Raw genomic sequence first — 11248 nt, 5'->3', positions numbered from 1 at the left:
AGACGGCGGCCCTGTTTGGCGCGTGGGCAGGCACGGCGGGTTCAGGCGCCGACGTGCCGCGCGGGCTGGGCATGGTTCCATTCGAGACGGGCGGCTTTGAGGGCGAGTGCGCGGCGAGGACGTTCCCGCTCTGGCGCCTGCAGGCGGTGACCGACGCGATTGACGCGATGGACGCGGATGCGAAGGCGCGGCTGGCCGCGCTGCTGGACAGGGTGGGCGGTTCGCCCCTGATGGATTTCAGGCTGCCGGCCCGCCTGGTGCGCCGGGATTGCCGATTGAAGCTCGCCTAGGTCTCCTGCGGGAAAGAGACAGAGAAACCGTTCTCGATATAGCCTTCATGGGCCGCCATGTGCGGTGTGCCCGGTTCAGCAAAGAATTCGAGGTCGGGGTAGCGTTCCGCTATCCGGCGGCGCAGGCCGGGCGTCAGGCCGCTGCGCATGTGGGCGACGCGGGCAAGGGTCCAGTCGGCCAGCACGGTCACACTATTGCCGTCTGCGATGGCGGCCTCGATCACCCAGCGGATGGCGTCTGACCGGACCGTATCCAGTGAGGGCGCCCCGTCGTCTCCGGACATGGCAAATGGCTCCCTTGCGTCTATTGCAGCATCATGTCCGGATTGTCGTAGGGCGTGAAGCGCAGGTCATAGCCATAGGGCTTTTCCTGCGGCGGGGCGTCAGGCTCTGTGGCGTAGATTTCGACCTTGTCGGCGATCTTGAACCCGAGATGGTTGCTGATCGCGACGATCATGTCGCCGGCCTCTTCGGAATCCTTGGCCCAGGCCTTCATGGACAGGACGGATGGCCCGGCCTCGGTCTTGAACTCGGCATTGGGCTCGACAACACGGCCATCGGCGACGAGGGCGAAATGCTGGAAGTTTGTGTCGATCTGGCCGTAGCGCAGTTTCAGTTTCCAGTCCTTTGGGGCGTCATCGGTCATGATGCCACCGCGATGCAGTCAATCTCAAGATTGGCCCCGAGGGCGAGACCGGAGACGCCGACCGTGGCGCGCGCGGGCTTGGGATTTGGCAGCGCCGCCTTGTAGGCTGCATTCATCTCGGCATAGTCGGCCATGTCACCGAGAAAGACGGTGCATTTGACGAGGTCTGAGAGATCGGCGTCGAACGTGTTCAAGGTGCGCTCCAGGTTGGCGAAGATCTGGGTCGTCTCCGGACCGGTGCCGCCCGGGACGAGCGCATTGGTTTCCGGGTCGATGCCCAGTTCTCCGGAGAGATAGATCGTGTCGCCCGCCATAACGGCCTTCGAGAAGGGAAGTTCCGTGCCGCCAACAGCCATGCTGCCGAAATGGGAAACGTTAGGGCCTATACGGGTCTCGTCGACATCGACCGCGATGCAACCCGCGAGCGTTGCGAGCGAAACACCTATCAGTGCGTATTTCATCATGTTCGTGTCTCTCCTCATCAGCTGTTGTCCGGTCTGGCGCCGTGATCTGCAAAGGCCTGCATGATCGTCGGGAAGTCAGACATTTGGGGGAACCCCTCATATGAGAACTCTGCCCCGGTTTGCGCGAAAGGCAAACGGGTGGCGGTGCCGGTTTCCATGATCGGGGCGGCCCAGGCGGCATTATCGAGCATGGTCGAGCGCAGATTGACCATGTCCATGCCGGCCGGGCGCGTGAAGAGCCACGACAGGCAGTCCGGGCAGTAGAAGTGCTTGTGCTCACCCTTCAGTGCGCCGATCACAGGCTCGCCGGCGGTCACTTCGAAACCTGCGTCCGGCAGAAACATTGAGAGCGAGTAAGGCCCGCTCGTCAGTTTCTGGCAGCCGCGGCAATGGCAGGCCATTGTGACCATGGGCGGCGCGGAGATTTTCATCTGCACGCCGCCGCACAGGCAGCTGGCCTTCCAGGGAAGATTCCAGTCCGTCATGCTCAGCCTAGCCACGCAGCATGGTGCAGATCTTGTTGCCGTCAGGGTCGCGCAGGTAGGCGAGGTAAAGGCGCATGCCATTGCCTTCGCGCCAGCCCGGCGGGTCTTCAATGGCCTTGCCGCCAGCGGCCACACCGGCGGCATGCCAGGCATCTGCCTGTTCCGGACTGTCGGCCGTAAAGCCGATCGTGCCGCCATTGGCATGGCAGGCTGGCTGGCCGTCGATCGGCGGGGTCACCAGGAAGGTGCCGCCATTGTGGATGTAGATCAGGCGGCCTTTCGGATCGACAATCGCCTCGCGCCCGCCAAGCGCCTTGAATACGGCGTCGTAAAATGTCTTCGATTTTTCGAGATCGTTTGTGCCGATCATTACGTGACTGAACATTTGTGTATTTCCTTCAAAACAGTTGAGCGTAACCTGCATCAGCCCAAGAGCGGACGCCAGCACGAAAATCCTGTTTTGTTATTCGCCTCGCCATTGAACCGAAGACCTGCCGCTGCGTTGGGTTAGCGATTGCAACCAGCGGAGCGCACCATGTCCCTTATCAACAGCAATAAAAAGAACGCCGTTTTCTACTCCATGATCGTTCTCGGCACGATCATGATCGCGCTGGGTCTGATGCCAGCTCCCAATATCGTACCACCGCCAATCGTGACGGGTATAGGGTTCTGGGTGCTTGCTTGGGGCATGAAGTAGACCCAAACCAAGTGCCGCGACTTTAGTAAACCACCACGCTCCGGATGCTCTCACCCGCATGCATCAGGTCAAACGCGTCGTTAATCTTTTCGAGACCCATGACGTGGGTGATCATCGGGTCGATCTGGATTTTGCCGTTCATGTACCAGTCGACGATCTTGGGCACGTCGGTGCGGCCCTTGGCGCCGCCGAAGGCCGTGCCGCGCCAGTTGCGGCCGGTGACGAGCTGGAAAGGCCGTGTGCTGATTTCCTTGCCGGCCTCGGCCACGCCGATGATGATCGAGGTGCCCCAGCCGCGATGGCAGCATTCGAGCGCCTGGCGCATCACATCCGTGTTGCCGGTGCAGTCAAAGGAATAGTCGGCGCCGCCATCGGTCAGCTCGACGATGTGGGCGACCACGTCCTGCGTGTTCTTCGGATTGACGAAATGCGTCATGCCGAACCGCTCGCCCCACTCTTTCTTGGAATCGTTGATGTCGACGCCGATGATCTTGTCGGCGCCCGCCATCCGCGCGCCCTGCAGCACGTTGAGGCCGATGCCGCCGAGGCCGAACACGACGACATTGTCGCCGACCTGGACCTTGGCTGTATTGGTCACCGCGCCAACACCGGTGGTGACGCCGCAGCCCACATAGCAGGCCTTGTCGAAAGGCGCGTCGGTGCGGATTTTCGCGACGGCGATTTCCGGCAGGACGGTGAAGTTCGAGAAGGTCGAGCAGCCCATGTAATGGTAGATGGTCTGGCCCTTGTAGGAGAAGCGGCTCGTGCCGTCCGGCATCAGGCCCTTGCCCTGCGTGGCGCGGATGGCGGTGCAGAGGTTTGTCTTGCCGGAGAGGCAGCTTTTGCACTGGCGGCATTCCGGCGTGTAGAGCGGGATGACATGATCGCCGGGCTTCACGGATGTGACGCCTGCGCCGACTTCGCGCACGATGCCTGCGCCTTCATGGCCGAGCACGCTGGGGAAGAGGCCTTCGCTGTCGAGACCGTCGAGCGTGTAGGCGTCCGTGTGGCAGATGCCGGTCGCCATGATTTCTACGAGGACTTCGCCGGCCTTCGGGCCTTCAAGGTCCAGTTCGACAATTTCGAGGGGTTTCTTTGCTTCAAAGGCGACGGCAGCGCGGGTCTTCATGAATCAGGTCTCCGGACAATCTGTTGCCCCTACGTAGACCGGCTGAGCGCGATGATCCACTCCACGCGGGTAATTGACTTTGGTTTGGTATCGAACTAAAAAGTATGGCATCAAGCTAAATAAGGAGCGGGACGATGACGACACGGCGCGGCGTGCTGAAACTGGTTGGGGGCGGTGTCGTGCTGGCGGCGGCAGGGGCCGGGGGATTTGCCGCGGCGAATGGCCCGTCACGCTCGGCGCGGGCGCCGTGGCGGGATGCGGGGCAGCAAACAGAGTTCCGGCGGCGTGCCCTGTCCTACGCGATCCTTGCGCCCAATCCGCACAATATGCAGCCCTGGCTGGTGCGCCTTGATGGCGAGGACGCGCTGACCCTGTTCTGCGACCTCGACCGCCGCCTGCCGGCGACCGACCCCTTCGACCGCCAGATCGTGATCGGGCATGGCGCGTTCCTGGAATTGCTGGCGCTCGCGGCAGCCGAGGATGGGTACCGGGCCGATATCACGCTGTTTCCTGAAGGTGAGGACATGGCCACGCTGGATGCGCGCGCGGTGGCGCATGTGCGGTTCGTGTCTGGCGAGGCTGAACCGGACCCGCTGTTTGCCTATACTTTAGCCCGCCACACAAACCGCAACCCTTTCGACGCGCGCGACGTGGCGCCGGATGCGCTGGCGGCCACGCTGTCGAGCGGCAATGTGTACGGCGTGAGCGCTGACGGGTGCGGCAATGATGCGCTGGCCGCAAAGCTGCGCGATCTCACATGGCGGGCGCACACTGTGGAAATGACGACCGATTATACAAACCAGGAAAGCGTCGATCTGATGCGGATCGGCGCGAAGGAAGTGGCGGCCAGTCCGGACGGGCTGTTCCTTGAAGGCCCGATGATCGCGCTGGCGAAGATGGCAGGTGTGGTCAATCGCAAGGAGCTGTCTGATCCGAATTCAAGCGCGTCGAAACAGGGCATGGCGATGTTCCATGACGCCGCCATGACGGCACGCGCCTTTGCCTGGCTCGGCAATTCCGGCACGACGCGGGCGTCACAAATTGCAGCAGGACGTGCCTATATGCGGCTCGTGCTGGCAGCCGAACGGGAAGGGCTGAAAGTGCATCCATGGAGCCAGTCGCTGCAGGAATATCCGGAAATGGCAGACCTTTATGCGGAAGTGCATGACATGATCGGCGGCGGGCAGCGGCTGCAAATGCTTGTGCGGGTGGGCTATGCCAAGCCGGTCATCGCGGCGCCGCGCTGGCCGATGGAAACGCACCTGATCACCTGAAGGCTTCCAATGAGCAAACTATCCAAACGCGAGCAGGCCTTGTTCCTGCTGCTGAACGAGATCGGCATTATCAGCCAGCTGTCCGGCGCGCGCCTGGACCGCATGCTGCCGCATGGGCTGACGGTGGCGCAGTTCAGCGTGCTCAACCATCTGGTGCGGCTTGAGGGGGAGGGGGACTGGTCCCCGGCCCGGCTGGCCGCAGCCTTCCAGGTGACCAAGGGCACGATGACGAGCACACTGCAGAGACTGGAGGCCAAGGGATTCATCGCATTGCACAAGAACCCGGCCGATGGCAGGGCGAAGATTGTCACATTGACCAAGGCGGGCCGCGACGCGCGGGAATCCGCCATGAATGCCGCAGGACCGGGACTTGGCGATCTTGAAAGCGCCTTGTCGGCCGAGGAAGTCGAGGCGCTGATTCCTGCCTTGCAAAAACTGCGAATTTGGCTCGATATGCACCGGTGATTGAAAATGTCTGACGGGCCCTCCCGACGGCGCGACACGGGATGGACCAATGACCAGATTGCTGTTGTGGATAGCTGGCCTCCTGGCGGCTGTGTTGCTGGTGGTCTACTGGTGGGCCGGGGCGGGTCTCAAGGCGATGGATGCCGAAGCCCGCACGCAGGCGCCGGGCCAGTTCCTGGAGGTGACGGACGGCACGCTTCACTATCGCGTGGAAGGGCCTGAAGATGGCGAAACCGTCGTCATGGTGCACGGGTTTTCGACGCCTTCCTTCATCTTCGAGCAGAATGCAGCAGCCTTGGTGAATGCAGGCTACCGCGTCGTGCGGTACGACCATTTCGGGCGCGGCTGGTCTGATCGTCCGAAAGGCCCCTATGACGATGCATTCTATGATCGCGAACTGATGGACCTGCTCGACGGGCTCGGCCTGAGAGAGCCTGTGCACCTTGTCGGCCTGTCGATGGGCGGCCCGATCGTCATGGATTTTGCGGGGCGCCACCCCGGGCGCGTGGCATCCCTGTTCCTGTTCGTACCTGCCGGCCTTGATGTGGCAGGCGCTGACAGCAGCGCGGCCAGGCTGGTGCGGGTGCCGGTGATTGGCGACTGGATATGGCATGTGTTCGGGCGCGGGATATTGCTGGGCGATCCGCAATATGATGAAAGCGCGATTGCGCCGGACTTCCGCCTGCAGGGCGATGTGACCCGCCAGATGGATTTTCGCGGCTATGGTCCGGCGTTGCTGTCGACACTGCGGCATTTCCCGATGTCGGATCGCGAGCGACTGTTCCGTACGGTGGCGGAAAAAACCGATATTCCCGTGACGGCCGTGTTCGGCGACCAGGATGCGACGGTGAATATCTCCAGCGCGGCGAAACTGATGGCGCTGGTTCCACGCGCTGATGTGCGGATCATTGAAGGCGGCACGCATGGCCTGAATTACCAGCGCCATAGTGAGGTCAATCCGATACTGCTGGAGTGGCTTTCGCCGGACAGAGCCGACTAGATTTCCACGCGCGCGGCGCCCTCATCGACGCGCACGCATTGGGCGCGGTCACCGAACGCCTCGAACAGGAAGCGTTCCGTGCCGGTGAGCCAGGCCTGCCCGCCAAGGGCGCACAGCTCGTCATAGAGGGCTGCGCGGCGGTCGGGGTCGAGGTGCGCGGCGGCTTCATCGAGCAGTAGCAAGGGCGCCGGACCATCGCCGTCGGCCCTCAGCGCGCCAGCCGAGGCAAGTATCAGGCCGATGAGGAGCGCCTTCTGCTGCCCGGTCGAGGCATCGCGGGCTGGGGCGCCGGTGGGACGGTGAATGACCATGAGGTCAGAGCGGTGCGGGCCGTCAATCGTGCGCCCGGCGGCAATGTCGCGGCGGCGTGTCGTGCGGAAGGTTTCGGCCAGCGCCTCGAAAATCGACTTGAAATCGTCACCGCGCAGGGCCGCCTGTTCGGCATCGCCGTCCAGCGTCAGGTCTGCCTTGGGAAAATGGCCCTCGGGCCGGGCTTCGATGGCGACTTGCAGGGATTCCAGTACATGGGCGCGATTGATGGCAATCTCGGCGCCGGCCTCGGCCATGCGCGCCTCGATTGCGTCGGCCCATGCCGGATCGACATGCCCGCGTTCGAGGAGGGCATTGCGCTCGCGCATCGCCTGTTCGTACCGGCTGGCGGCGCGGCCATGGGTCGGCACATGCGACATGACCTGGCGGTCAAGGAAGCGCCGGCGGTCGGACGCCCCGCCCCGGAACACGCTGTCCATGGAAGGGGTCAGCCAGACGATGCGGATCAGGTCTGCGAGGTCTGATGCGGTGGCGGAGGCGCCATCGACGCGGACATTGCGCTTGGCGCCGGAGCCGCTTTCGAGCGCCACACCGATCTTCTGGTCATTGGCGAGCGTGGCTGCGACTGTCCAGCCGCCCGCGGCATCCTTGCGGACCATTTCCGGCAGGGTGGCAGACCGCAGCCCGCGCCCGGGGCCGAGCTGGCTGACGGCTTCGAGCAGGTTGGTCTTGCCCGCGCCATTCGCGCCGAACAGGCAGACGTGGCGACCGTCGAGATGCAGGGAGAGCGCCGCGTAGTTGCGGAAGTCCGTCAGCGAAAGGCGGGTGAGCGCGGTCATGACATGCCGGGGGGCCGGGAAATCATGTCGCCGTCAGGCCGTGGCCGCCGACGGGTGCGGTCTCGGCGACCTGCTGCATGCCGGCGATCAGGGGGCGGCCTTCCTGGATGGCGGCCTGGACAGACGGCAGCAATAGGCTGGCCTTGTGGCTGTCGGCATTGTCCCAGACCTCGGTGATCCACAGCGCATTGGGATCGCCTGGATCATTGGCGACGATATAGCTGAGGCAGCCGGGCATGTCGCGCAGGCCCTTCAGCAAGATGGCCGCCAGCCGGTCACGGTCGCCGTCCGTGGAAGTGAATTTGCCGATCAGTCCATACATCGTGTTGGTCTGCGTCCCTGGTGATGCACATGCGCCGAAGCTGGCCGTTGCAGCCGCGCCGATCAGAAACCGGCGGCGGTGCAGGGCCAGGATCATGACATTACACCCGAAGCGGCATCAGCACATAGCGCGCGCTGTCGTCCGACGGGTCGAGCACGAGCGCGGGGGAGGCCGGATCGTTGAACATGAACTCGGCGGTCTCAGCCTCGATCTGGCCAGCGATGTCGAGGAGGTATTTGGCGTTGAAGCCGATCTCCATCGGGTCAGAGCCGTATTCGGCTTCAAGCTCTTCATTGCCGGCGCCAGTTTCGGCATGGTTGACCGCAAGGGTCAGCTTGCCTTCGGACAGTGACATCTTGACCGAACGCGAGCGCTCTGCCGAAACGGTCGAGACGCGGTCGACAGCGGCCTCGAAGGCCTTGTTGTCGACGACGAGTTTCTTGTCATTGCCCTTGGGAATGACGCGCGAATAGTCGGGGAAGGATCCGTCGATCAGTTTCGATGTCAGCACAGCGCGGCCCGCGCGCACCACGATCTTGGTGTCGGACACTTCAATCTCGATATCGCCGTCAATCGCATCGACGAGGCGGCGCGCTTCGGCGACAGCCTTGCGCGGGACGATCACGCCTTCGAGATTTTCAGATCCCTTCGGCGCAGGAATTTCGGCGAGGGCCAGACGGTGACCGTCAGTGGCGACCGTGCGCAGGACCGGGGTGCCATCGTCTGACTTGACGCCGTGAAGATAGACGCCGTTGAGATAGTAGCGGGTCTCTTCGGTCGAGATCGCAAAGCGCGTCTTGTCGATCAGGCGGGCGAAATCCTTCGCGTCGACCGAGAAGCTGGTCGCGCCGTCATCGCTGCTCATCGTCTGGAAATCGGAGGCGGGCAGGGTGGGCAGTTCGAAGTGCGAACGGCCTGCGCGGATCGTGAGGCGCTGGTTGTCGGGCTGGGTTTCGAGTTCAACCTCTGCGCCGGCGGGCAGCTTGCGGATCACGTCGAACAAGGTCCCGGCGGGCGCAGTGATCGCCCCTTCCGCCGTGACTTTCGCGTCGGCGCTGTCGACGGCCTCGATGTCGAGATCCGTCGCGGTGAGCTTCAACTGGCCCTTGCTGGCCTGCAGCAGGACGTTCGACAGGATCGGAATCGTATTGCGGCGCTCAACGACGTTCTGCACATGCGAGAGGGCATTGAGGAGATCGCTGCGTTCAATGGTTAGCTTCATCTGTTTGTCCGTCCCTCACCGGCGCCCGGTGCGCCTGTCTGCCTGGTCATATTCGATTGGACTGGTTCGTGCCGAACGGGCTGGAGGCCCCTGGCAGAATCAGCCCGCTCTCTGGTGGAGAGCGGGCTAAGAACCCTTAAACAATCGGGCGGAAAAGCCAAGCGCCGATCCGGCGATGCCCAAGGGATACCTGGCGGTTCTAGTTTGCGCCTGCCGCCTGGAGCTCGAAAATCGCCTCGGACACACGGGCAATGTCGCCCGCCAGTTCCGGGTCGGTTGCGATATTCTTCGTCACCTTCCGGTGGGCGTAGAGGATGGTCGTGTGATCGCGCTTGCCGAAACTGTGACCGATCTGTGGAAGCGACTTGCCGGTCTTTTCGCGGCAGAGATACATGGCCACCTGACGCGGATAGACGACTGCACGGGCCTTGCAAGGGCTTTCCAGATCGCTCTTGGAGATGTTGAACACCTTCATTGTCGCACGCTTGACGAGTTCGATCGTGGGCACTTTGATTTCTCCCTGATGGCGCCGGATCACGCGGTCCAGCATGTCCATGGTCGGGGCCCGGTCACCGAAGCCGGCTTCGGTGTAAAGGCTCCAGATCGCACCGGTCAGCTCGCGGCCGGGGCCACGGATGCCCGCATTGATGCGCGTGATCATTTCGTCGGTCAGGACAAAGTCTGGATGCCCCGCTTCTATGTGGGCTGCAAGGCGCACAAGGATTTCGCGGCGCATGTCAGCGTCGGGAAGCCCCACTTCGACAGCGATCGAGCCCTTCAGCTCGGCCCGCATGCGGGGGCCGAAGCCTGTGACATCGCCAGGGGCTTCATCGCCTGCCAGAACCACCTGACCGCCATTGCCGGTGACTTCGCGGATGTTCTGGTAGAGCTCGGTCTCGGTGCCCGGTTTGCCGGCGATACGGTGCAGGTCGTCGATCAGCAGGAGCGTCGCCGACCGAAGACGCCTTTTCAGCCCGCTCGTGTCCTTGGCCTTCACGCCGTCATGATAGGCCGACATGAATTCCTCGGCCGTGAGATAGACGACGACCCGCTCGGAATCGCTGGCTTCAACCCGGTTCTTCAGCGCCACCAGCAAATGCGTCTTGCCGGTGCCCTGACGGCCATAGATCAGCGTTGTCGATGTTCCGACGGTCTGGCCTGCCGCAATCCGCTGCGCAAGCTGTACGGCTATCTCGTTCGACTGGCCGACGACCAGCGTCTCGAATGTCATCTCGGGCGCGCCGTTTGCACTGGAGGCACCTGTCGGCTTCTCGCCATCGCCAGAACCTGCGATCGCGGGCTCCGGTTGGGGCGCAGCCGCCATGTCGGCCCAGGGATCGGACACGAGATCGCGAATTTCAGCGCGCGCATTGCGCCAGCATTCGAGCCGGATGCCGCGCCGGGCAGGATCGAGTTCACGCCATGTGCGCTGGATCAGCCGCTTGTGCTCAGCCACGACGCGGTCATAGGCAAGGGGATCACGGGCCGCGATCACCATTTCACCATCGACTTCCGCAATCAGGCGCAGGTCTTCGATCCAACGGTCATAATCCGTTGCGTTCAACACGGTTGCCAGCTTTTCCCGAACTTGTGTCCAGATCGCCTGGCCTGGGAGATTATTGACTTTTTCCGTGCCCGAAAACTCTACGCCATGCTCAGAATCAAAAAGTGTATTTCGGTCCATCGCCGAGCCCCATTTTCTTGTTATGTTTAGTCCTGATCAGCAGGCACGCAACTCTCCCTCCAGATATCTATCTGGGCCCCGTAAATACTCCGTGCAGGGAGAGTTAAAAGCTGATATCCACAAGGTACCGTCAGGCCGAATTGGTGGCAAGTGTATCTTTTTGATGACGACGGGAATTGGCTGGTTGACTCTTGCGCCATGTCTTCAAAATCGCATCAAAATCAGCCGCTTATCAGGTGCATTTTTTTTGTGAGTGAGTCATCCGGCGCAATCGTTCGCGTCTGTTCTGTCAACACCCCTGATGGAAAATTGGCTGTGAAATTCCGGTCAAAATCTGCTTCTTTTTGATCCGCGTATTCAAGCCGCCCGATCCTGCATCTCTGGCCTGTCAAACTGCGCAAAAATGCTGCAACGGACCAGAATATTTTGTCGAATAAAGTAGACCATATTCCGGGCGGGCT

At 62.3% G+C, this 11248-nt stretch carries 15 protein-coding genes and 1 pseudogene; 5 read left to right on the top strand and 11 right to left on the bottom strand.

Annotated elements, in window-relative coordinates:
* Positions 1-290 (top strand): annotated as a pseudogene (locus VR74_RS14455) (hypothetical protein); the annotation flags it as partial.
* On the opposite strand, the gene VR74_RS14450 reads toward VR74_RS14455, so the two are convergent.
* From VR74_RS14450 to VR74_RS14430, 5 genes are read right to left on the bottom strand one after another with little or no spacing between them, the layout of a single operon-like run.
* Positions 287-574 (bottom strand): hypothetical protein, encoded by a 288-nt coding sequence (locus VR74_RS14450; RefSeq protein ID WP_045698006.1) that lies wholly within the window; start codon positions 572-574, stop codon positions 287-289. The pseudogene VR74_RS14455 and the gene VR74_RS14450 sit on opposite strands and share 4 nt — an antisense overlap.
* Positions 575-594: 20 nt before the next feature.
* Positions 595-936 carry a hypothetical protein gene (locus VR74_RS14445; protein ID WP_045698005.1) on the bottom strand — a complete coding sequence of 114 codons (342 nt, stop codon included), beginning with the start codon at positions 934-936 and terminating at the stop codon, positions 595-597.
* The gene (locus VR74_RS14440) at positions 933-1400 is read right to left on the bottom strand and encodes a Rid family hydrolase (protein ID WP_299950685.1); all 468 of its coding nucleotides are present in this window, start codon (positions 1398-1400) and stop codon (positions 933-935) included. The genes VR74_RS14445 and VR74_RS14440 overlap by 4 nt, the downstream gene beginning before the upstream one ends.
* 17 nt (positions 1401-1417) lie before the next feature.
* Positions 1418-1885, bottom strand: coding sequence for a GFA family protein (locus VR74_RS14435; RefSeq protein WP_045698003.1), 468 nt, complete (start codon positions 1883-1885; stop codon positions 1418-1420).
* A 7-nt stretch (positions 1886-1892) separates the two neighbouring features.
* Positions 1893-2270, bottom strand: a complete 378-nt coding sequence (locus VR74_RS14430) for a VOC family protein (RefSeq protein ID WP_045698001.1) — start codon at positions 2268-2270, stop codon at positions 1893-1895.
* Between the two features lie 150 nt (positions 2271-2420).
* Here VR74_RS14430 and VR74_RS21125 point away from each other — a divergent pair, with 150 nt between their 5' ends.
* On the top strand, positions 2421-2582 hold the full coding sequence (locus tag VR74_RS21125) for a hypothetical protein (RefSeq protein ID WP_299950683.1): 162 nt from the start codon (positions 2421-2423) through the stop codon (positions 2580-2582).
* A 22-nt stretch (positions 2583-2604) separates the two neighbouring features.
* On the opposite strand, the gene VR74_RS14425 is transcribed toward VR74_RS21125, so the two are convergent.
* The gene (locus VR74_RS14425) at positions 2605-3711 is read right to left on the bottom strand and encodes an S-(hydroxymethyl)glutathione dehydrogenase/class III alcohol dehydrogenase (protein WP_045697999.1); all 1107 of its coding nucleotides are present in this window, start codon (positions 3709-3711) and stop codon (positions 2605-2607) included.
* Between the two features lie 134 nt (positions 3712-3845).
* On the opposite strand from VR74_RS14425, the gene VR74_RS14420 reads away from it, so the two are divergent.
* The 3 genes from VR74_RS14420 to VR74_RS14410 are packed head-to-tail and all read left to right on the top strand — an operon-like array spanning position 3846 to position 6450.
* Positions 3846-4985 (top strand): hypothetical protein, encoded by a 1140-nt coding sequence (locus tag VR74_RS14420; RefSeq protein WP_045697997.1) that lies wholly within the window; start codon positions 3846-3848, stop codon positions 4983-4985.
* A 9-nt stretch (positions 4986-4994) separates the two neighbouring features.
* Positions 4995-5450 carry a MarR family transcriptional regulator gene (locus tag VR74_RS14415; RefSeq protein WP_045697995.1) on the top strand — a complete coding sequence of 152 codons (456 nt, stop codon included), beginning with the start codon at positions 4995-4997 and terminating at the stop codon, positions 5448-5450.
* Positions 5451-5499: 49 nt separating this feature from the next.
* A complete protein-coding gene (locus VR74_RS14410; protein WP_045697993.1) occupies positions 5500-6450 on the top strand; it encodes an alpha/beta fold hydrolase in 951 nt (316 codons plus the stop codon).
* On the opposite strand, the gene recF is transcribed toward VR74_RS14410, so the two are convergent.
* From recF to VR74_RS21120, 5 genes are all read right to left on the bottom strand, one after another.
* Positions 6447-7559 carry a DNA replication/repair protein RecF gene (recF, locus tag VR74_RS14405; protein WP_045697991.1) on the bottom strand — a complete coding sequence of 371 codons (1113 nt, stop codon included), beginning with the start codon at positions 7557-7559 and terminating at the stop codon, positions 6447-6449. The two genes, VR74_RS14410 and recF, sit on opposite strands and share 4 nt — an antisense overlap.
* A gap of 22 nt (positions 7560-7581) precedes the next feature.
* On the bottom strand, positions 7582-7977 hold the full coding sequence (locus VR74_RS14400) for a putative quinol monooxygenase (protein WP_299950572.1): 396 nt from the start codon (positions 7975-7977) through the stop codon (positions 7582-7584).
* Between the two features lie 4 nt (positions 7978-7981).
* Positions 7982-9103, bottom strand: coding sequence for a DNA polymerase III subunit beta (gene dnaN / locus VR74_RS14395; RefSeq protein WP_045697726.1), 1122 nt, complete (start codon positions 9101-9103; stop codon positions 7982-7984).
* 199 nt (positions 9104-9302) lie between these two features.
* Positions 9303-10787, bottom strand: a complete 1485-nt coding sequence (locus VR74_RS14390; protein ID WP_045697728.1) for a chromosomal replication initiator protein DnaA — start codon at positions 10785-10787, stop codon at positions 9303-9305.
* A 221-nt stretch (positions 10788-11008) separates the two neighbouring features.
* Positions 11009-11248: hypothetical protein (locus tag VR74_RS21120; RefSeq protein ID WP_299950680.1), on the bottom strand; the 240-nt coding region annotated here is incomplete at its 5' end.

It is taken from the genome of Hyphomonas sp. BRH_c22, assembly GCF_000961795.1.
GTDB lineage: Bacteria > Pseudomonadota > Alphaproteobacteria > Caulobacterales > Hyphomonadaceae > Hyphomonas.
Note: the sequence above shows the minus strand (reverse complement) of the source record. Positions and strands in the feature narration are given on the sequence as shown.